The 19,643-nt window shown below is 66.0% G+C and carries 17 protein-coding genes, 6 tRNA genes and 1 pseudogene; 11 read left to right on the top strand and 13 right to left on the bottom strand.

Annotation, left to right across the window (positions count from 1 at the left end):
• Nucleotides 1-12 precede the first annotated feature (12 nt).
• The 4 genes from AC5P98_RS00450 to AC5P98_RS00435 all read left to right on the top strand — a co-directional run bounded on the left by AC5P98_RS00450 (nt 13) and on the right by AC5P98_RS00435 (nt 3,443).
• Nucleotides 13-633 carry an antirestriction protein ArdA gene (locus tag AC5P98_RS00450; protein WP_480984522.1) on the top strand — a complete coding sequence of 207 codons (621 nt, stop codon included), beginning with the start codon at nt 13-15 and terminating at the stop codon, nt 631-633.
• Between the two features lie 241 nt (nt 634-874).
• Nucleotides 875-1,015: a hypothetical protein gene (locus AC5P98_RS00445; protein ID WP_005412379.1), complete on the top strand. Its 141-nt coding sequence runs from the start codon at nt 875-877 to the stop codon at nt 1,013-1,015.
• Nucleotides 1,016-1,757: 742 nt separating this feature from the next.
• Nucleotides 1,758-2,132, top strand: coding sequence for a winged helix DNA-binding protein (locus AC5P98_RS00440; protein ID WP_005412378.1), 375 nt, complete (start codon nt 1,758-1,760; stop codon nt 2,130-2,132).
• A 66-nt stretch (nt 2,133-2,198) separates the two neighbouring features.
• Nucleotides 2,199-3,443, top strand: a complete 1,245-nt coding sequence (locus AC5P98_RS00435) for a tyrosine-type recombinase/integrase (protein ID WP_480984523.1) — start codon at nt 2,199-2,201, stop codon at nt 3,441-3,443.
• Nucleotides 3,444-3,502: 59 nt separating this feature from the next.
• Here the strand turns inward: AC5P98_RS00435 and AC5P98_RS00430 are convergent.
• From AC5P98_RS00430 to AC5P98_RS00400, 7 genes are all read right to left on the bottom strand, one after another.
• Nucleotides 3,503-3,589: transfer RNA gene (locus AC5P98_RS00430), tRNA-Leu, on the bottom strand.
• A gap of 138 nt (nt 3,590-3,727) precedes the next feature.
• Nucleotides 3,728-4,096 carry a hypothetical protein gene (locus AC5P98_RS00425; RefSeq protein ID WP_049404107.1) on the bottom strand — a complete coding sequence of 123 codons (369 nt, stop codon included), beginning with the start codon at nt 4,094-4,096 and terminating at the stop codon, nt 3,728-3,730.
• 220 nt (nt 4,097-4,316) lie between these two features.
• Nucleotides 4,317-4,392 (bottom strand) — tRNA-Lys (locus AC5P98_RS00420).
• 196 nt (nt 4,393-4,588) lie between these two features.
• A tRNA-Lys gene (locus AC5P98_RS00415) sits at nt 4,589-4,664 on the bottom strand.
• Nucleotides 4,665-4,743: 79 nt separating this feature from the next.
• Nucleotides 4,744-4,820: transfer RNA gene (locus AC5P98_RS00410), tRNA-His, on the bottom strand.
• A 174-nt stretch (nt 4,821-4,994) separates the two neighbouring features.
• Nucleotides 4,995-5,071: transfer RNA gene (locus AC5P98_RS00405), tRNA-Arg, on the bottom strand.
• A gap of 39 nt (nt 5,072-5,110) precedes the next feature.
• Nucleotides 5,111-5,187: transfer RNA gene (locus tag AC5P98_RS00400), tRNA-Pro, on the bottom strand.
• Between the two features lie 180 nt (nt 5,188-5,367).
• On the opposite strand from AC5P98_RS00400, the gene AC5P98_RS00395 reads away from it, so the two are divergent.
• Nucleotides 5,368-6,126: a Bax inhibitor-1/YccA family protein gene (locus tag AC5P98_RS00395; RefSeq protein ID WP_032961785.1), complete on the top strand. Its 759-nt coding sequence runs from the start codon at nt 5,368-5,370 to the stop codon at nt 6,124-6,126.
• Nucleotides 6,127-6,215: 89 nt separating this feature from the next.
• A complete protein-coding gene (locus tag AC5P98_RS00390) occupies nt 6,216-6,836 on the top strand; it encodes a flavin reductase family protein (protein WP_014646094.1) in 621 nt (206 codons plus the stop codon).
• Nucleotides 6,837-6,847: 11 nt separating this feature from the next.
• Here AC5P98_RS00390 and AC5P98_RS00385 read toward each other — a convergent pair whose 3' ends face one another.
• From AC5P98_RS00385 to grxC, 6 genes and pseudogenes are all read right to left on the bottom strand, one after another.
• Nucleotides 6,848-7,600 carry a sulfite exporter TauE/SafE family protein gene (locus AC5P98_RS00385; protein WP_495229914.1) on the bottom strand — a complete coding sequence of 251 codons (753 nt, stop codon included), beginning with the start codon at nt 7,598-7,600 and terminating at the stop codon, nt 6,848-6,850.
• 25 nt (nt 7,601-7,625) lie between these two features.
• Nucleotides 7,626-8,534 (bottom strand): annotated as a pseudogene (locus AC5P98_RS00380) (LysR family transcriptional regulator).
• 53 nt (nt 8,535-8,587) lie between these two features.
• Nucleotides 8,588-9,331: a cysteine hydrolase family protein gene (locus tag AC5P98_RS00375; RefSeq protein WP_014646091.1), complete on the bottom strand. Its 744-nt coding sequence runs from the start codon at nt 9,329-9,331 to the stop codon at nt 8,588-8,590.
• Nucleotides 9,332-9,579: 248 nt separating this feature from the next.
• On the bottom strand, nt 9,580-10,584 hold the full coding sequence (locus tag AC5P98_RS00370; protein ID WP_014036138.1) for an isocitrate dehydrogenase: 1,005 nt from the start codon (nt 10,582-10,584) through the stop codon (nt 9,580-9,582).
• A 323-nt stretch (nt 10,585-10,907) separates the two neighbouring features.
• Nucleotides 10,908-11,300, bottom strand: coding sequence for a carboxymuconolactone decarboxylase family protein (locus AC5P98_RS00365; RefSeq protein WP_004154542.1), 393 nt, complete (start codon nt 11,298-11,300; stop codon nt 10,908-10,910).
• The gene (grxC, locus tag AC5P98_RS00360; RefSeq protein WP_004154541.1) at nt 11,297-11,587 is read right to left on the bottom strand and encodes a glutaredoxin 3; all 291 of its coding nucleotides are present in this window, start codon (nt 11,585-11,587) and stop codon (nt 11,297-11,299) included. The genes AC5P98_RS00365 and grxC overlap by 4 nt, the downstream gene beginning before the upstream one ends.
• Before the next feature lie 142 nt (nt 11,588-11,729).
• Here grxC and AC5P98_RS00355 point away from each other — a divergent pair, with 142 nt between their 5' ends.
• The 5 genes from AC5P98_RS00355 (at nt 11,730) to ppx (ending at nt 19,414) form a co-directional block, all read left to right on the top strand.
• Nucleotides 11,730-13,376 (top strand): M48 family metalloprotease, encoded by a 1,647-nt coding sequence (locus AC5P98_RS00355; RefSeq protein WP_014646090.1) that lies wholly within the window; start codon nt 11,730-11,732, stop codon nt 13,374-13,376.
• Nucleotides 13,377-13,492: 116 nt separating this feature from the next.
• Nucleotides 13,493-14,182: a phosphate regulon transcriptional regulator PhoB gene (phoB, locus tag AC5P98_RS00350; protein ID WP_005408258.1), complete on the top strand. Its 690-nt coding sequence runs from the start codon at nt 13,493-13,495 to the stop codon at nt 14,180-14,182.
• Between the two features lie 106 nt (nt 14,183-14,288).
• Nucleotides 14,289-15,620: a phosphate regulon sensor histidine kinase PhoR gene (gene phoR, locus AC5P98_RS00345; RefSeq protein WP_005415460.1), complete on the top strand. Its 1,332-nt coding sequence runs from the start codon at nt 14,289-14,291 to the stop codon at nt 15,618-15,620.
• A gap of 4 nt (nt 15,621-15,624) precedes the next feature.
• Nucleotides 15,625-17,712, top strand: coding sequence for a polyphosphate kinase 1 (gene ppk1 / locus AC5P98_RS00340; RefSeq protein WP_032955925.1), 2,088 nt, complete (start codon nt 15,625-15,627; stop codon nt 17,710-17,712).
• A gap of 175 nt (nt 17,713-17,887) precedes the next feature.
• Nucleotides 17,888-19,414 carry an exopolyphosphatase gene (gene ppx / locus AC5P98_RS00335; RefSeq protein WP_032955928.1) on the top strand — a complete coding sequence of 509 codons (1,527 nt, stop codon included), beginning with the start codon at nt 17,888-17,890 and terminating at the stop codon, nt 19,412-19,414.
• The last annotated feature ends 229 nt before the right edge of the window (nt 19,415-19,643 follow it).

Below are 19,643 nucleotides of genomic sequence, written 5' to 3'. Positions count from 1 at the left end.
CTGGAGCACACCATGCAAATATACGTTGCCTGCCTTGCCTCATATAACGCTGGCGTCCTGCACGGCGAGTGGATCGACTTGGAGGGACGCGACGCCGACGACGTGCGCGATGAGATTGCCCGCATCCTGCGCGAGTCGCCGCACCCGAACGTGACCGTTGATTGCCCGGATTGCGGCGGTACTGGAACCACATACGTCCCCCGAGTATTCGGCGGGGCGGAATGCACGACGTGTGGCGGAAGCGGCAAGGTCGCCAGCGCCGAGGAGTGGGCCGTCCACGACTACGACGACGTGTTCGGGGATACCTGGGGCGAGCACCCCGACCTGGACAAGCTGTGCGCATTGCAAGAGCGGCTGGACGAGTTGCACAACGACACCGAACGCGCCGCCTACACGGCCTTCTGCGACCACGAGGGCCTCGACGATGTGACCGTGGAGCAGTTCCACGAAGCCTACGTGGGCCAGTTCGATAGCTGGGCCGACTTTGCCGAGAACTATGTAGACGAATCGGGGCTTCTTCACGGCGTGCCCGACGCCCTCTCCCGCTACTTCGACTACGAGAGCTATGGCCGCGACATTCGGCTCAACGGTGACGCGTTTGAGGTGAGCGGCTTCTACTTCTGGAGCCGCTAACGCCGCTTCCGCAAGACCCTGCGCCAATACAGGTATGTGCGATGCGCCGGCACCGAACTAGTCCACACCCATACGACTAGGTGAAGGGCCGTAATGGCGACTTCTACGCGGGGGTCAATCATCGAATGGTCCTTGGGGTCGGGAGTGGCGATCACGCCCTTCAGCCCTAATCATAAGGCCAACCTCGATATTTGGCACTCATTGTTCCATTTGTAGCACTTGCATAACAGGAGACTTACATATGCGTAACGCAGATTTCACCGCAAACTCGACCCTGGTGATCGTCAACGTGGCCCTCCGCGTCCACCAGTTCGGCCCGTTCTTGGTATTCGAGCGGGAGGTTTTGGTCCTGCATGAACGGACCTACGAGGTGCCCGAATGATTCGGACCATCAATTTCGACCATAACGAGAAGCGCGGCGCTCTCCGCGCGATGCTCGGCCTACTCAACGAGCGCATCCAGTTCTCGGTCGTCCCCGAGGACTGTGGCTGGCGGGTGTCGTATCCGGTCCCACCCGCGGCCCCAACCGAGACCCCGCGGCCATGACTTCACTGCACCAGTCGGGATCAATCTCTCCCGTGGTACTTGATTCCTACGGACGCGCCATCATTGTGGCCTGTAGTCTGCCCGACGGCAGCGTCATGCTGTCGGGCTGCGCATCCGCAGACGACCAGGGGGGGGGCGTTCTCAGTCTATGAGCACGGTGAGACGGACAATAGCCAGCGCGGTAGTCCGCGTAGGGCAAGGACTGTTTTTTGCATCCGTGGTCGGGGCCATTGTGACCCTGGCGGCGATGCTGGCACTACCGTTCTTAAAACACTGAAACGTAAGACCTTTTTGTGGAGCGCAGCCGGGGGTGGCGGCGCATTACAACGCCGTGAGCAGGGGACAGGACGGCCCCTTCGCAGGGCAGAAGTACCTGGACCTGTTCGTGAAAGCCTTTGGATATGAGATCGGAATCGACCCCTCCCCCACGCCCTGGCAGCGTGGTTTCTGGATGGACAAAATTGGCAAGAATGCCATCAACATTGGCTTGGGCCTTGTAATCCTTACATTGCGGCTCCAAGATAGACCCTGATGGTTTCCCAAGGGGGAACCATCCCCTTACGGAAAATGAGCGCACCATGAATCTCTCGCAGAAAGAACTGACGGCCATTCTCACAACCGCACTGTCAGCCTTCCGGGAAGAGATCGACGAGGACATCACCGCCACCCGCATCCTCACCCTGCTCGCCGTTGTGGACGAGCCGGGCATTCAGCAGGTGGACCTTGAGCGCGTCCTCGGCGGACTCTCTCCCTCCGCAGTGAGCCGCAATGTGCTCGACCTGTCGTCTATCAAGCGTAACCGCGAGCCGGGGCCTGACTTCCTGGAGCAGCGCCCCGATCCCGCCTACCGCAAGCGCAACCTGATCTTCCCGACGACCAAGGCGCTGCACTGGCTGGCTTCGCTCGCAGAACGTGTCAACCGCAAGGTGACGGCGCGCGTCGCAGCCGCCTAACCCCCAACACCCCGTTGTGCCCCGAGGCCCGCCTAGTGCGGGCCTTTTTCATTTCTGGAGATACACATGGCCCTTCGCCTCAAAGGGACCGCGCCCAAGCCGGGTGCGCCCGATAAGCGCTACTACATGCTCGACGTGCAGGAGGGATACCGGCGCGTGCGCTTGTCCACCGGCACCCGCGACCGCGTGGCAGCCGAGCGCAAGGAGCAGGCGGTCCTCGACGCCCTGCGCGACGACCCCGAGATTGCAGAGGACGCGCTGCGGGAGCTGATTCGGGGCAAGTCCCGGTCGGTGCAGATGGCCGTGGCGAAGGCCAAGGTCCGCCAGCGCACCCTCAAGGACGCGATGGACGACGCGCTGGACAACCGCAACTTTTGGGGCAAGCTCCGGTCCATCGACACCGTGCGTACCAACTGCAAGGTGGTCCAGAGCTACCTGGGCGAGGACACGCCCATCAACGACATCACGCAGGCCGCGGTCAACGACATGGCCCAACGGATGCTCGCCAACAAGGCAGCTCCCGCCACCGTGAACCGCAAGATGCAGTGCCTCCTTGCCCTGCTGAAACGCGAGAGGAAGGCCGGCCGGTTCTTGGGAGAGCTGCCCGAGTACAGCTTGGCCGACGAGCGGGACAACGCACGCACGTTCGTCCTGAACGTCGAGGACGAGGAAATGATCCTGGCGCGGCTGCTGGAGTGGGACACCCTCCCGAACGGCCCTGCCGGAGGCCACCCACGGGTACGCGACGGGGCGGACTACCGCGACCTGTTCGTGTGCCTCGCCGACCTGGGCTGCCGCATGAGCCAGGCCATCGGCATCCGGTGGTCCGAAGTAGTCGAGCAGGGCGGAAGGCTCCACGTCCGCTTCTGGCGGCACGCTACGCTCAAGAAGGGGCGTCCCCGCACCCTACCCTGCACCGCCCGTGTCGCCGAGGTTCTACAGCGGCGCAAGGACGCCCTGGCGGCCACATCGGACGGCCCCTTCACCATGCTCAATCGCACGCGCGCCGACCGGCTGTGGCAATGGGCCATCAAGGGGACACATCTCGCTTCCGAGAAGGAGTGCGTACCACATGCGCTCCGCCATACCTGCGCCACTCGGCTGCTGCTGGCGACCGGCAACATCAAGCTCGTGCAGGAGTGGCTCGGACACCGCGACATCCAGACCACCTCAGCGGTCTACGCGAAGGTACTGGCCGAGCAATCGCTCCAGGGCATGTCTGCACTGGAGCAGTTCCGCCTCCCAGCCGCCTCGAACGGAACAGGTGACGTTCCGAGACAGGGATCAATTGCCAAAGCGGGAATCCAATAGCACAACTGACCGTCGCCAGCTTATTTTTCAATCACTTAGGCAATCTGTGCTCGGCCAGATGGTGCGAAAGGCGGGACTCGAACCCGCACGAGGTCACCCTCACTGGAACCTAAATCCAGGGCGTCTACCAATTCCGCCACTTTCGCGTGGCCGGCACAGGTGTTCATTGTCGCAGGCGGCGACTGGAATCGGAAGGCCTGCACAAAGCTGAATCCACTACGCTCCGCGCCATCGCTGCATCGCGGCCAGCCCGGCGGGTGCGCGACCGCCGGGCTGGCCGCAGCCTACTGCTGCGGTACCGTGCGGGCCGGCGCCGCGCCTGAGCTCGGGTCGACGGCCGCATCCACCTTCCGGACCTCCACGCCCCCATCGTCGGTGCGACGCAGGGCCACCGACGCCGGCGCAGCCCTGCGCACATCCACCGAACCGTCCGCATTGCGCTGTACGTCCACCGCGCCGGGCAGGACCTCCCCCTCCGCGGGCCGGGCCGGCCGCAACTGCATGGCGTCGTCGATCTGGCGCGCCGGAATGCGCTCTGCGCCCGCATCACGCTCGACAGCCTGCGCGGGATCATTGCCCGGCGTGCGGGCCGCCAGTGCCATCAACGCGAAGGGAACCCACACCGTGCCGTGCAATCGAGTGATCTCAGCCATCAACATCTTCCTTCCTGCATGCGCCATCGGCGCGGAAGATCTATTGGGTGCGATGCAGGACGCCATGCGGTGAGAAGCAGTGCACAGCATTGAAAGCACTGATGACGCGTATGCCCCTGATTTCAGCACTGCTTCAGTAGATCCACGCCATGCGTGGATGAAGCGCAACCCGGCGTGCGGGCAAGAAAAAAGCCACCTGGATGACCAAGTGGCTTTCGTCTGGTGGGCTGTCAAGGATTCGAACCTTGGACCTATTGATTAAGAGTCAACTGCTCTACCAACTGAGCTAACAGCCCGAAATCGGGGCGCGAATTATGACCCGATCCGCTCGGTGGGTGCAAGCACTTTCTTCAACATCGTTGAAACCAGCACTGCGATCCCGATGCGCTGCAGATCCACGCCAGGCGGGGCCCTGCAACGTGTGGCCCATTGAAACGAAAGGGTCACACCTATAAGAAAAAAGCCACCTGGCGTACCAGGTGGCTTCCGTCTTGGTGGGCCGTCAAGGATTCGAACCTTGGACCTATTGATTAAGAGTCAACTGCTCTACCAACTGAGCTAACGGCCCGTGAAACTCAGACGCACATTGTAGCGTGCTTTCTGTTTATTGCAATACCGTTTCGGCTGCGCCGATGCGGTTGAATCAGTGGGGTGGCTGAGGGGATTCGAACCCCCGACCACCGGAATCACAATCCGGTACTCTAACCAACTGAGCTACAGCCACCACTGAAACTTTCGCTCCACCGCCGATACCGCCAGCACTGGAACCTTGAAACCTTGCCTGGAGACTGTCACCGAAGTTCCGGTCCGCCGAAGCGAGTCCGATATTCTGGTGGAGTCTTTACGCTTTTGCAAGCACTTCTTCACATCCGCCGATGCGATCCCGCTGTCCCGCCAATGGCGCGCCCGACAGGAATCGAACCTGTAACCGCCGGCTTAGAAGGCCGGTGCTCTATCCAGTTGAGCTACGGGCGCCCGAACCGGAACGGTGTCCAATCCGACGTGACGTGGGATTGGTCGGGGTAGAGGGATTCGAACCCCCGACATCCTGCTCCCAAAGCAGGCGCGCTACCAGACTGCGCTATACCCCGGTCTTGCAATCCCCTCGGGTCAGGCCCGGGGAGTTGGTCATTGTCGCCAAGCGCGTTGGGAACTGTCAACGAAGGATGCGCAGTTCCGCGGCCTGCCACAACGCCGAAAGCAGTCATCGGCTATGCTCACGCCCATCGGCCGGATGGCCGTCCTGACCCTCATTCGCACGGAGAACACGCATGCGCAGCGGCAACCCGGCTCTTTCCGAGTCGACCTTCCTCGACCTTGCCAGCGGTTCGGTGGTGACCAGCCCCGACCAGGCAATGACCCTCAACGGCACCGTCAACAAGACCGGTTTCCTGCTGCTGTTGACCGTGCTGACGGCCGCTTTCGCCTGGAACCAGACCATCGACGACTACGGCCAGGTCATGGACGCGGCCAAGCTGTACGCCTTGGGCGGCGGCATCGGCGGCCTGGTGCTGGCGCTGATCACCATCTTCAAGAAGGAATGGTCGCCGGTCACCGCGCCGATGTACGCGCTGGTGGAAGGCGTGTTCCTCGGCGCCATCTCGGCCGTGTTCAACGCCAAGTTCCCGGGCATCGTGTTCCAGGCCGTGCTGCTGACCTTCGGCACCCTGTTTGCGCTGCTGTTCGCGTACCGCAGCGGCGTGATCAAGGCCACCGAGAACTTCAAGATGGGCGTGGTCGCCGCCACCGGCGGCATCGCCCTGCTCTACCTGGCCTCGTTCGTGCTGGGCTTCTTCAACATCAACGTGCCGGTGATCCACGACTCCAGCTGGCTGGGCATCGCCTTCAGCCTGTTCGTGGTGGTCGTGGCGGCGCTGAACCTGGTGCTGGACTTCGACTTCATCGAAACCGGCGTGGCCCAGCGCGCGCCGAAGTACATGGAGTGGTATGGCGCATTCGGCCTGATGGTGACCCTGGTCTGGCTGTATGTGGAGTTCCTGCGCCTGCTGTCGAAGATCCAGCAGCGCTGAGTCCAGCCACGCCGAGAAAGACAAGCCGCGATCCGCAAGGGTCGCGGCTTTTTTGTAGAGTCGAGCAAGCCCACACGTCCCCTGCCCCCATGCCCGACACCTTCCACAGCTACCGCCCGGCAGAGGGCCACCGTCTGCCGCATGACCCGTTCAACGCCATCATCGGCCCGCGCCCGATCGGCTGGATTTCCAGCCGCGACGCACAGGGCACGTTGAACCTGGCGCCCTACAGCTTCTTCAACGCCTTCAACTACACCCCGCCGATCATCGGCTTCTCCAGCCAGGGCCGCAAAGACTCGCTGCGCAACATCGAAGCCACCGGTGAATTCGTCTGGAACCTGGCCACCTTCGACCTGGCCGAGGCGATGAACGAAAGCTGCCGTGCGGTCGCGCCGGATGTCGACGAGTTCGTCCTTGCCGGCCTGACGCCACTGGCCTCAACGCAGGTCACACCGCCCCGCGTGGCACAGAGCCCGGTAAGCATGGAATGCCGCTGCACGCAGATCGTCCGCCTGCGCGATGCCGCCGGCCAGGACACCAACGGCTGGCTGGTGCTGGGCGAAGTGGTGACGGTGCATATCGATGAACGGCTGCTGGTCGATGGCATCTACGACACCGCTGCGGCGGCCCCGATCCTGCGCGGCGGCGGGCCTGCCGACTACTTCCGCATCGGCGCCGGACAGCGCTTCCGCATGTTCCGCCCGACCTGACGTTCAACCGGTTACGACCGCGCCAGCAGCGCCGGCATCGACGACGCCAGCAATGCGATGCCCGACGCGGTCAACAGGCTCAGTACGATCTGCCGGAAGCGCGCCTCGCTGGTGCCGATGTAGACGCGCGCACCCAGCAGGGTCGGCACCAGCATCGCCGGCGCCACGATGGCGAAGTACGGCAGCATCTGCCGGCTCACCAGGCCGCTGCCGACATAGGTGGCCATGGTCACTGCCAGCATCGCCAGGTTGAAGTTCTGGATGACCGCGCGCTGCTCGTCCTTGCCGAAGCCACGCAGCGTGCTCCACAGCGTCGGCACCGGTCCGGCGAAACCGCCGATGCCGCTGAGCACCCCACCTGCCATGCCGGCGATCGCGTCACCGATGCGACCACCCACGCGGATCGGCGGCAATGATCGCGCCATCAGCATCACCGGGCACCACAGCGCCAGGAAGCCGCCCAGCAGCGCCTTGAACCAGTCCATGTCCAGGTGTGGCAGTACCATCACGCCGAGCGGAATGCCCGCCAGGCCGCCCAGCACGAACGGCAGCAGCAGGCGCAGGTTGAAGCCACGCCGCACGGTGAACACGGCCACCAGCTGACCGACCAGCGCGCCGAACACCGACAGCGCAGCGGCCAGTCGCGGCTCCAGCCCCCATGCCCAGAACGACATCGCTACCATCCCGAAGGCGAAACCGGACAGGCCCTGTACGAATCCGGCGACGATCGCGCCAAGCGCGACCAGCAGATACACCGACTCCATCATCACCCCGGCTGCAACCGCGCGACTACCCTGCCGCGCTCACCTGTGCAGCGTAGTGCGCCGCGAGATGCTCGACCAGCGCACGCACCTTGGGCGCCAGTGCACGTGCATGCGGGTACAGCGCGAAGTAGCGTCGCTGGCCCGCATGCCAGGCCGGCAGCACGCGGATCAAACGACCGGCGCGCAGATCCTCCTGCACGGTGAAGGCGGTGAACAGGCTGATGCCCATGCCGGCCAGCGCGGCGGCGTACAGTGCGGGCGTGGCATCCACGCGCAGGCGCTGCCCGGCTTCGATGCTCGCGGTTGCGCCGCGCGGCCCCTGCAACTGCCAGGGCGGCATTGCTGGCGTGGGACTGAAACCCAGCAGCGTGTGATGAGCCAGGTCCGCTGCCTACCGCGGCAGTCCGTGGTGTGCCAGGTAGGCCGGTGCGGCGACCAGGATGCGCGGGCAGCTGGCCAGCTCGCGCGCGACCAGCTGGCTGTCCGGCAGAGAAGCCGCGATGCGCAGGGCCAGGTCGAAACCACCACCGACCACATCGACCAGCTGGTCATCGGCCGACAGGTCCAGCGTGACCTGGGGGTAACGCTGCAGGAATGACGGCAGCCAGTGCGGCAGCTCCTGGCTGGCCACCACCTGCGGCACGCTGATCCGCACGCTTCCACTGGGCTGCGCCTGCCCGGCACGGGCACGGTCGTCGGCTTCCTGCAGGCGGTCCAGCAGCGTTGCCGCCTCACGGTAGTAGTCGCGCCCGGCCTCGGTCAACGACAGCCGGCGGCTGTTGCGATCGAGCAGGCGCACCTGCAGGTGTTCTTCCAGCTGCCGCAGTTGCCGCGACATCGCCGAGTGGGTGGTACCGAGGCGCTCGGCTGCCGCGGTGAAGCTGCCCGCATCGACGATGGCGCGCAGTGCACGCAGGGCAGCGAAGTGATCCATCGGCGGGCAGCTCCACGTGGCGGAGCCCGCGGCATGCGGGCCCCGCCAGCTTATCAAGCGCCGTCGCCGGCCTTGCGCACCGGCAGTGCCAGGATCGCGTCAGTCGTCATGACATCGCCGAAGGCGTCCTCGATCTGGGCCAGAGCGGCTTCATGCAGCGTGCGATGGCCGATGCGCCGGCCGCCAGCCAGGTCCAGGTCACGGCTGGCGCTGGCATCGGACGAGACGATCACCCGGTAACCACGGGGCGCGGCCGCCGCGTCGCGCGCGGCACCAGCCACGCAGGCATGGGTCTGCAGGCCGGTGACGATCAGGGTGTCGATGCCGGCGTTCTTCAGCAGCGGGTCGAGCACGGTGGAGGACGCGCCGGCGAACACGCTGACATTGTCCTTCTGCACCACGGTCTCGCCCTGGCGCGGCTGCAGGTCGCGATGGAAGGCAGCATTGACGCTGCCCTGTGCGAACAGCGGCGCACCCGCCGGCAGCACGTGCTGCACATGGATCACGCGGATGCCATGGGCATCGGCGAATTCGACCACCCGCTTCGCCTGCCGCAGCGCGGCCACGCCATCGGGAATGACCATGCGGCCACCGGCAAAGCCCGGTGCGGCCGTGGCATCGAAGTACTCATTCTGGAAGTCGATGACCAGCACGGCGGTCTTTGCCGCATCCAGCGAGGTCGCGACCGGCGCGCCAGCCATGTGGCGGATGGTGGGATGGGCCGGCTCGGCGGCGGCGACCGGGGCGGTGGTGGCCATGCCGATCAGGCTGGCCAGGCCGAAGGCGGTGAGGTTCATGTTCGAGCTCCAGTGCGTTGGGAAGTGGGCACAGGATGCGGAGCGCATGACGCACGAACCAGCCGCGTAGCGGCACATGATCTGTGCAATGTACGCACAGACAATTTCCCTGTAGAGCCACCCCATGGGTGGCTGCGGACCAAGGCCCCGTCATTCCACGCACGGCGTGGATCTACCGGGCCGGCCCACAACGCAACGGGGCGCCCGAAGGCGCCCCGCTGTGGATCCAACCGAGGTCGGCCGGCCGCTTACAGGCGGCTGGCGATGGCCTGGGCAAAGCTCATGGTGGTGCCGGTGCCGCCCAGGTCGCCGGTCAGCGAATCCTTGGCTTCCATGGTCGCCACGATGGCCTTGCGCAGGCGCTCGGCGTTTTCCGGCTGGCCGACATGGTCCAGCATCTGCGCGGCTGCCAGCAGCAGCGCGCACGGATTGGCCTTGCCCTGGCCGGCGATGTCCGGCGCGGTGCCGTGCACGGCTTCGAAGATCGCCGCGTCCTTGCCGATGTTGGCACCCGGGGCCAGGCCCAGGCCGCCGACGAGACCGGCGCACAGGTCGGAGATGATGTCGCCGAACAGGTTGGTGGTGACGATCACATCGAACTGTTCCGGACGCATCACCAGCTGCATGCAGCAGTTGTCGACGATCATTTCCTGGAACTCGATCTCCGGGTACTGTGCGGCGACTTCACGGGCGACGTTCAGGAACAGGCCCGAGGTCGACTTGATGATGTTGGCCTTGTGCACGGCAGTGACCTTCTTGCGGCCAGTGCTCTTGGCCAGCTCGAAGGCGTAGCGCACGATGCGCTCGGAGCCCTTGCGGGTGATGCGGGTGCCGGAGAAGGCGGTTTCGCCGTCGGCCGACACTTCCTGGCCTTCGGCCAGGTAGGCACCTTCGGTGTTCTCACGGACGGTGATCAGGTCGACGTTGTCGAAACGCGACTTGGTGTTCGGGAAGGTGTGGGCCGGACGCACGTTGGCGTACAGGTCGAAGTGGCGGCGCAGGCTGACGTTGATCGAGGTGAAGCCACCACCGACCGGGGTGGTCAGCGGGCTCTTCAGCGCGACCTTGTTGCGCGCGATCGATTCCAGGGTCACTGCCGGCATCAGGTCGCCGTGCTTTTCCAGGGCCACCAGGCCGGCGTCGGCGTCTTCGTACTCCAGGCCAGTCTTGAGCTGGTCGAGCACGAACAGGGTGGCGTCCATGATTTCCGGGCCAATGCCGTCGCCGCGGATGACCGTAATTTTCTGCGTCATTGATCGATGTTCCGAACAGGGGGAAAAACGCCGTCCGGACGTGCCCGGAAACGCCGGCGCAAAGGAAGTTTCACCGGCAATTATGCCTGAGCCGGGGCCGAGGTCCCAAATAGACCATGGTCCCAGTGCCCGGCCCAGGCAGAATTGCCCGCGCATTCCGCCTTATCCCCGCGCCTGTCGGCGCGCCCCCTTGAACAACAAGGGGCCTCCTGGGCTGTTGGATCGTGGAGAAGGCCCCTCGCGGGTGCGGTAATGCCGGCCGCTGGCCGGCAACCCCGGCCATGCCGGATTCAGGGAATACCGGCCAGCGGCCGGCACGCCCCTCAGTGCTCGTGCGCTGCCGGGGCGGCGGCGCCACCTTCAAGCTGGTCGAGGAAGTCAACCGCGCGGCGCAGGTGCGGGATCACGATCGATCCGCCCACCACCAGGCCGACCGAGAAGGTCTCGAAGAACTCCTCGCGGGTCACGCCGGCGTCCTTGCACTGGGCCACGTGATAGCTGATGCAGTCGTCGCAGCGCAGCACCATCGACGCCACCAGGCCCAGCAGCTCCTTGGTCTTCACGTCCAGCGCGCCGGCCTGGTAGGTCTGCGTGTCCAGCGCGAAGAAGCGGCGCACCACCTGGTTCGGCTCACCCAGGATCCGCTCGTTCATGCGCTTGCGGAACTCGGTGAACTCGGCGATGCGGTCCTTGCTGCCGTCGTCGGCCGCGCTCATGCCTGGCCCTGCCCGGCCAGCAGCGGCTCGAGCTTGCCTTCACGGTGCAGGGCCATCATGTCGTCGTAGCCGCCGACATGGACGTCGCCGACGAAGATCTGCGGCACGCTGGTGCGGCGGGTCAGCGCCATCATCTTCTCGCGCTCGGCCGGGTCCAGGTCGATGCGGACCTCGGTCCACTGCTGGCCCTTGCTCTTCAGGAAGTTCTTGGCGGCCACGCAGTACGGGCAGACGGCGGTGGAATAGATGGTGATGGCGGGGGCACCGCCGGCGGTCTGGGCTGTCACGGGAAACTCCACGATGGATCGACGGTCTACATATGGTACCGGTGCGCTGGAATTTCCACGCCACGGCCGCAACACTGTGGATTAACGAATGGTTGCCCCCCGCCCTGCCACGCTTGGCGCGCCCCGCCCGAGGAACTCCTGCTTGCGAGCCCTGCTGCTGACTACCGCCGTCACCCTGGCCCTGGCCATGCCGCTGGCCCAGGCCCAGGAGAAGCTGCCCGACATCGGCTCCTCGGCCGGCGAGCTGCTGACCCCGGCCCGCCAGGCCGAGTACGGCGCGATGATGCTGCGCGAGCTGCGCAACTACGGCTACCTGCTGGAAGATCCGCTGGTCAACGACTGGCTGCAGACCATGGGCACCCGTCTCGGCTCCAACAGTGACCAGCCACGGCAGCCGTACACCTTCTTCGTGATGAACGACCGCCAGATCAACGCGTTCGCCACGCTGGGCGGCTACATCGGGGTCAATGCCGGCCTGGTGCTGACCGCCGAGCGCGAGGACGAGGTCGCTGCGGTGCTGTCCCACGAAATCGCCCACGTCACCCAGCAGCATGTGCTGCGCGGCGTCGAGCGCGCCCAGCGTGACCAGATCCCGATCCTGCTGGGCATGCTGGCAGCGGTGGTGGCCGCCCAGGCCAGCAACAGCACGTCGTCCGGCAACGCGACGATGGCCGCGATCAGCTCGGGCATGGGCCTGATGCAGCAACGGCAGATCAACTACACCCGCTCCAACGAGTCCGAGGCCGACCGCCTGGGCATCCGCACCCTGTCGCGCAGCGGCTACGACGTGGATGCCATGGCCGGCTTCTTCGAACGGATGTCGGCGGCCATGCGTGGCAACGAAGGGGGCTACAGCGTGCCCGAGTTCCTGCGCACCCACCCGGTCAACATCACCCGCATCAGCGAAGCCAAGGCCCGCGCCGAGCAGATGAAGAAGGATACAGTGCTGCTGACCACCAGCACCCCCACCGGCGAGCGCAAGGAGCGGGTGGACCCGGCCGATCCCAGCCTGGGCGAGCCGCTGCTGCGCGGCAACAACCCGCTGCTGCCCAGCAGTGTGCTGCGCCTCCCGATCGGCCAGCTCAACCGTGGCGCCAGCGGCGACTTCGACTGGGCACGTGAGCGCCTGCGCGTGCTCAGCGCGGATTCCACCCCCGAGCTGGAACGCGAGTATGCCGACCTGGCCAAGCGGCAGAAGGACGGTCTCAACGATGCGCAGCGCTATGGCCAGGCGCTGGCGGTCATGCGCGGTGGCCGTGCCGGCGCCGGCCAGGCCCGGCAGACCCTGGCCGGCCTGCTCCAGACCCATCCCGGCAACCTGTGGCTGGCGCTGGGCCTGGGCGAAGCGGAATCGCGGGCAGGCCAGGCGGCCCAGGCCAACAGCCGCTTCGAGCAGCTGCTGCGCGAACACCCCAACAGCCGCCCGGTAGCACTGACCTATGCCGAGATCCTGAACGAACAGGGCAACCGCGAGGCCGGCCAGCGCGCGCAGGCGATGCTGCGCCCCCTGTTGTCGCAAAGCGGTAACGATCCGGTCTTCCAGCAGCGCTTTGCCCGCGCCAGCGAGCTGGCCGGCGACAGCGTGCGTGCCAGCGAGGCCTATGCCGAGGCCGCCTTCCTCAGCGGTCGGCCGGAACAGGCGCTGCTGCAGCTGCAGGCGCTCAAGCGCAACCCGGCGCTGGATTACATTGGCCGCGCGCGGGTCGATGCCCGCATCGAAGCGATCACCCCGACCGTGCTGGAGCTGCGCCGCCAGGGCGTGCAGGACCCGGACCTGGACCGGCGCTGAGCGCTGCATGACCGGCCGATGGCAATCCAGGCCGGTTCCGGCCGGGCAGTCACAAACATGTCATCAAACCGTAGTCTACTGGCACCACTCCAGTAACCGAGCCCTACGGTGTCCTCGTGCAGAAACGCATCCTGATCGTCGATGACGAGCCCGCGATCCGTGAAATGGTCGCCTTCGCCCTTCGCAAGGGCGATTACGAACCGGTCCACGCCGGCGATGCCCGGGAGGCCCAGACCGCGATCGCCGACCGCGTTCCGGACCTGATCCTGCTGGACTGGATGCTGCCCGGCACCAGCGGCCTGGACCTGGCCCGTCGCTGGCGCAAGGAAACGCTGACCCGCGAAGTGCCGATCATCATGCTGACCGCCCGCGGCGAAGAGAACGACCGCGTCGGTGGCCTGGAAGCCGGCGTCGACGACTACGTGGTCAAGCCGTTCTCGGCGCGCGAACTGCTGGCGCGCATCCGTGCGGTCATGCGCCGTGCCCGCGAGGACGACGAGGACGGCAGCGTGGCAGTCGGCCCGATCCGCATCGACGGCGCCGCCCATCGCGTGTTCGCCAACGACCAGCCGGTGCCGATCGGCCCGACCGAATACCGCCTGCTGCACTTCTTCATGACCCATCCGGAGCGCGTCTACACCCGCGCGCAGCTGCTGGACCATGTATGGGGTGGCAGCGTGTACGTGGAGGAGCGCACCATCGACGTGCATATCCGCCGCCTGCGCAAGACGCTGGAACCGTTCAACGCCGAGAACATGGTGCAGACCGTGCGCGGCGCCGGCTACCGGTTCTCCACTGCCACCTGAGTCTCGTCGTGCCGGCACCGCGCACCTGCGGGTGCCGGTGCCGGCAACTCTGCTATAACCCTTGGTTCACTCCAGTGAACCGCCGCACCTCAACGACGAGACCGCAATGCCCCGCCACATCCGCTCTGCCTGGTTGAAGACCCTGGCCACCGTTGCCGCGGTACTGCTGTTCGCCGGACTGGTGGGGTGGTTCACGGGCCATCTGTGGTTGTGCATCGCGCTGGGCGCGCTGGCCACCCTGGCCTGGCATTACTGGCGCCTGCGCAGCGTGCTGCGCCGCCTGACCGCACGCCAGCGCTGGGACACCGCCGAAGAAGGCACCGGCGTCTGGAACGAACTGGACCGCCTGCTGTATCGCAACCAGGTGGAAATGCGCGTGCGCAAGCGCCGCCTGCTGGACATGCTGCGCAGCTACCGCGCCGCCGCCGCCGCATTGCCCGACGCGGTGGTGGTGCTGGACCGCAACAGCCAGCGCGTGCAGTGGTTCAACGAAGCGGCCACCGCCCTGCTCGGCCTGCACCATCCCGGCGACCTTGGCGAGGCCCTGGTCGAACGCCTGCAGCCGATGCCGCTGGCCCACTGGCTGGCCGGTGGCCGCAATGCCGAACCGATCCTGGACGTGCCCTCGCCGGTCGATCCGGCGATCCGCCTGAACCTGCGCCTGATTCCCTATTCGTCGGATTACTGGCTGCTGATCGCCCGCGACGTCAGCAAGCTGCTGCGCCTGGAACAGGTGCGCCGCGACTTCGTGGCCAATGTTTCACACGAGCTGCGCACGCCGCTCACCGTGGTCCACGGCTACCTGGACATGATGGATCCGGAGGACTTCCCCGGCACCGGCCCGATGCTGGAAGAAATGCGCAAGCAGAGCCAGCGCATGGCCCAGCTGGTGGAAGACCTGCTGACCCTGTCGCGGCTGGAATCGCAGGAGCACAGCGAGGAAGAGACCGTGGCCATGCAGCCGATGCTGGCGACCCTGCGCCGCGAGGCCGAGGCGCACAGCCAGGGCCGCCACCAGATCAGCATCGATGATCTGGCCGGTGTCGACCTGCAGGGTTCGACCAAGGAACTGCACAGTGCCTTCTCCAATCTGGTCACCAACGCGGTGCGCTATACCCCGGCCGGGGGCCGCATTGCGGTGGAGTTCCGCCGCGAAGGCGACGGCGCCGTGCTGGCGGTGCGCGATTCCGGCTACGGCATTCCCGCCACCCACCTGCCGCGCCTGACCGAACGTTTCTACCGTGTGTCCAGCAGCCGCTCGCGCGAGAGCGGCGGCACCGGGCTGGGCCTGTCCATCGTCAAGCACATCCTCGGCCTGCACCACGCACGGCTGGAGATTGAAAGCGAAGTCGGCAAGGGCTCGGTGTTCTCCTGCCATTTCGATGCCGACCACGTGCGCCCGCGCGAGTCCGCCCCCCTGACCTCCATCGAAGAATGACGCCATGAGCAGCCTCGGATCCCTCCCCCTCCCCGTGAGCCCGGACAACGATCCGTTGCGCGACCCGTCGCTGTACATCAACCGCGAGCTGTCGCAGCTGGATTTCAACTTCCGCGTGCTGGCGCAGGCCATGGACCCGCAGGTGCCGCTGCTGGAGCGCCTGCGCTTCATGTGCATCTCCTGCACCAACCTCGACGAGTTCTTCGAGATCCGTGCCGCCGCCGTGCGCCACGCGCAGGAATTCGGCCTGCCGCCGGCGCCGGACGGCATGAGCCCGCAGGCCATCCTCAACGCCATCCATGACCGCGCTGCGGAGCTGGTGGACCAGCAGTACCGCTGCTGGAACGAGACGCTGCGCCCGGCGCTGATGGAGGCCGGCATCGGCGTGCTCGGTCGCCATTCCTGGACCGACCGCCAGAGGCGCTGGCTGCGCGCCTACTTCCGCAACGAGATCATGCCGGTGCTGTCGCCGCTGGGCCTGGACCCGGTGCACCCGTTCCCGAAGATCCTCAACAAGTCGCTGAACATCGTGGTGGTGCTGAAGGGCACCGATGCGTTCGGCCGCGCCGGCCACCTGGCGATCGTGCGTGCGCCGCGCTCGCTGCCGCGCATCATCCAGCTGCCGGAGAAGCTCGGCGGATCGCAGAACTTCGTGTTCCTGTCCTCGGTGCTGTCGACCTTCGTCGATGAGCTGTTCCCGGGCATGGAAGTCCAGGGTGCCTACCAGTTCCGTGTCACCCGCAACTCCGAGCTGGTGGTGGACGAGGAGGAAGTCGAGAACCTGGCGCTGGCGCTGCGCGACGAACTGGTCGACCGCGGCTACCGGCCGGCGGTGCGCCTGGAGATCGCCCACGACATGCCGCGCGAGATCGTGCGCACGCTGCTGCAGAATTTCGGCCTGACCGAGAACGCGGTGTACCGCATCGACGGCCCGGTCAACCTCAACCGCATCATCCAGCTGTACGACCTGATCGCGCAGCCAGACCTGAAGTACCCGCCGATGACCCCGCGCACGCTGCGCGACAGCGACGGCATCTTCGAGACCACGGCGCGCCAGGACCTGCTGCTGCACCACCCGTTCGATGCCTTCACCGCGGTGCTGGACCTGATCCGGCAGGCGGCGATCGATCCCAACGTGCTGGCGATCAAGCAGACGCTGTACCGCACCGGCAAGGATTCGCTGATCGTCGACGCACTGATCCAGGCCGCGCGCAACGGCAAGGACGTGACTGTAGTGGTCGAACTGCGTGCGCGCTTCGACGAAGAGGCCAACCTGGGCCTGGCCGATCGCCTGCAGGAGGCCGGGGTGCAGGTGGTGTACGGCGTGGTCGGCTACAAGACCCACGCCAAGATGCTGCTGATCGTGCGCCGCGAAGGCCGCAAGCTGCGCCGCTACGTGCACCTGGGCACCGGCAACTACCACAGCGGCACTGCCCGCGCGTACACCGACATCAGCCTGATCACCGCCGATCCGGACATCGGCAATGACGTGCACCTGTTGTTCCAGCAGCTGTCCGGGCTGGCCTCGAAGATGAAGCTCAAGCGCCTGCTGCAGTCGCCCTTCACCCTGCACACCGGCATCCTCGGCCGTATCGAGCGCGAGACGCGCATCGCCGCCGCCGGCCGCCCAGCGCGGATCATCGCCAAGATGAACGCGTTGAACGAACCGCAGGTGGTGCGCGCGCTGTACGCCGCGTCGCAGGCCGGCGTGCAGATCGACCTGATCATCCGTGGCGCCTGCACCCTGCGTCCGGGCGTTCCGGGTGTCTCGGACAACATCCGCGTGCGCTCGATCGTCGGCCGCTTTCTGGAGCACAGCCGCGTCTACTGGTTCGGCAACGACGGCGCGCCGGAGATGTACTGCGCCAGCGCCGACTGGCTGGAACGCAACCTGCTGCGCCGGGTCGAGACCTGCTTCCCGATCCTCGATCCGGAACTGGCCAAGCGGGTGTACCGCGAGGTCCTGCAGAACTACCTGGACGACAACCTCAACGCCTGGGAACTGGACGCCGACGGCGTCTACCACAAGCGTGCGCCGGCGCACGACGAAGCCCCGCATTCTGCGCAGATGGCATTGATGCAGGGGCTGTAATCCTGCCCCGGTGGACCCCGACCGCTGGTCGGGATTCGATCAGCGGTCGCCCGGGGTCAGATCCCTTTCCTGCGGGAAAGGGATCTGACCCCTTGCAATCCTGCTGCACGCCTCCTTCCAAAATGTGAAGGCCGCGCGGTGACGAGCACACCACCGCTTCGGCTAACATTCGCCCATGCCGCATACCTCCACGACTCCGCCCGCATTGCAGGATGGCGACCTGCTGGCCGCCATCGACCTTGGCTCCAACAGTTTCCACATGGTCATCGCGCGCTACACGCTCGGCCAGCTGCGGGTGATCGACCGCCTGCGCGAGACGGTGCGCATGGCCGACGGGCTGGATGGCAAAGGCGGACTGTCTTCCGCCGCACGGCAGCGCGCGCTGGAATGCCTGGCCCGTTTCGGCCAGCGCATCCGCAATGTGCCGCCGCATCGGGTGCGCGCGCTGGCCACCAACACGGTGCGCCAGCTGCGTTCTCCCCAGTCGTTCCTGGTCCCGGCCGAAACTGCACTGGGACACGCCATCGAAGTGGTCAGCGGCCGCGAAGAAGCCCGCCTGATCTACCTGGGCGTGGCCCACGCGCAACCCCCCAAGCCCGGCCAGCGCCGGCTGGTGATCGACATCGGTGGCGGCTCCACTGAATTCATCATCGGCATGGGCATGCAGACCCTGGAGCGTGAAAGCCTGCAGGCCGGTTGCATCGCCAGCACCCGGCGCTTCTTCCCCGGCGGCAAGCTCAGCAAGAAGCGCTGGAAGGACGCGCTGGCCGAGATCGGCCGCGAGTTCCAGCCCTTCGCCAGCAAGTATCGCGCGCTGGGCTGGCAGGAAGCGCTGGGCTCTTCGGGCACGCACAAGGCGATCAGCGAGATCTGCGCGACGATGAAGCTGAGCAAGGGCGCGATCACCGCCGAGGCCCTGCCGCAACTGCGCGATGAGCTGCTGAAGGCCAAGAAGATCGACGACATCCAGTTGCCGGGCCTGTCCAGCGACCGCCGCCCGATCATCGCCGGCGGCATCCTGGTGCTGGAAGCGGCGTTCCAGGCACTTGGCCTGCAGAAGCTGCTGGTCAGCAAGGCCGCGATGCGCGAGGGCATCCTCTACGACATCGTCGGCCGCGCTGGCGAGAACGACCTGCGTGATGAATCGGTAGCTGCGCTCAGCCAGCGCTATGGCATCGATACGGTACAGGCCGACCGCGTGCAGGACACTGCTCTGTCACTGCTGGAGCAGGTGCAGGAACGCTGGAAGCTCGATGCCGATGATGCGCGCATGCTCGGCTGGGCCGCACGCCTGCACGAACTGGGCCTGATGATTGCCCACAGCGGCTACCACGTGCATGGCAGCTACGTGCTGGAGCACTCGGACATCGCCGGCTTCTCCCGCCAGGAACAGCAGATGCTGGCCGCGCTGGTGCGCAGCCATCGCCGCAGCGTGACCAAGACCGCCTTCGACGCCCTGCCCGAGCGACTGCTGCTGACCGCGCGCCGGTTGGCGGCCCTGCTGCGGCTGGCGGTGCTGCTCAACCGCGCGCATGAGGACGACCCGCTGCCGGCGCTGGAACTGACCGCCGACGACAACCGGCTGTCGCTGATCGTGCCGCAGGCATTCATCGATGCCCGTCCGCTGCTGCGCGCCGACCTGATCGGCGAGACCGACGGGATCGCCGGGCTGGGCATCCAGTTCCGTCCGTTCGTAGCCTGAATACGCCGTCGCCTGTTGTCCACAGGACAGCAGGAGTGACGCACTTCGCACCCCCACTTTGCGCAGTCTGGCGGTTTTTTGTGCTGCTTCGCATCACGACGGCACCGTATCGCGTATCGCACCTCTCACGTAAGCGCCTGCTTTTGTTCACGTTTTGTGAAGGATGGGGGTGTCCCGTGACATAAATCGATACGAACTCTTTACAGAGCATTAACTAACGAGACTACTA

This window comes from Stenotrophomonas sp. YJH_SMC_135, from assembly GCF_059372355.1.
The sequence above is the reverse complement of the archived record's forward strand: the minus strand, read 5'-3'. Positions and strand labels throughout refer to the sequence as shown.

What these genes read in the sequence shown, in the direction of transcription:
- AC5P98_RS00445 (WP_005412379.1), top strand. Translation starts at nt 875, where the DNA reads ATGCGTAACGCAGATTTCACCGCAAACTCGACCCTGGTGATCGTCAAC.
- AC5P98_RS00390 (WP_014646094.1), top strand. Translation starts at nt 6,216, where the DNA reads ATGCCCGACACCTTCCACAGCTACCGCCCGGCAGAGGGCCACCGTCTG.
- AC5P98_RS00370 (WP_014036138.1), bottom strand. Translation starts at nt 10,584, where the DNA reads ATGACGCAGAAAATTACGGTCATCCGCGGCGACGGCATTGGCCCGGAA.
- ppk1 (WP_032955925.1), top strand. Translation starts at nt 15,625, where the DNA reads ATGAGCAGCCTCGGATCCCTCCCCCTCCCCGTGAGCCCGGACAACGAT.
- ppx (WP_032955928.1), top strand. Translation starts at nt 17,888, where the DNA reads ATGCCGCATACCTCCACGACTCCGCCCGCATTGCAGGATGGCGACCTG.
- phoR (WP_005415460.1), top strand. Translation starts at nt 14,289, where the DNA reads ATGCCCCGCCACATCCGCTCTGCCTGGTTGAAGACCCTGGCCACCGTT.
- AC5P98_RS00375 (WP_014646091.1), bottom strand. Translation starts at nt 9,331, where the DNA reads ATGAACCTCACCGCCTTCGGCCTGGCCAGCCTGATCGGCATGGCCACC.
- AC5P98_RS00425 (WP_049404107.1), bottom strand. Translation starts at nt 4,096, where the DNA reads ATGGCTGAGATCACTCGATTGCACGGCACGGTGTGGGTTCCCTTCGCG.
- AC5P98_RS00385 (WP_495229914.1), bottom strand. Translation starts at nt 7,600, where the DNA reads ATGGAGTCGGTGTATCTGCTGGTCGCGCTTGGCGCGATCGTCGCCGGA.
- AC5P98_RS00440 (WP_005412378.1), top strand. Translation starts at nt 1,758, where the DNA reads ATGAATCTCTCGCAGAAAGAACTGACGGCCATTCTCACAACCGCACTG.
- AC5P98_RS00450 (WP_480984522.1), top strand. Translation starts at nt 13, where the DNA reads ATGCAAATATACGTTGCCTGCCTTGCCTCATATAACGCTGGCGTCCTG.
- AC5P98_RS00365 (WP_004154542.1), bottom strand. Translation starts at nt 11,300, where the DNA reads ATGAGCGCGGCCGACGACGGCAGCAAGGACCGCATCGCCGAGTTCACC.
- AC5P98_RS00435 (WP_480984523.1), top strand. Translation starts at nt 2,199, where the DNA reads ATGGCCCTTCGCCTCAAAGGGACCGCGCCCAAGCCGGGTGCGCCCGAT.
- AC5P98_RS00395 (WP_032961785.1), top strand. Translation starts at nt 5,368, where the DNA reads ATGCGCAGCGGCAACCCGGCTCTTTCCGAGTCGACCTTCCTCGACCTT.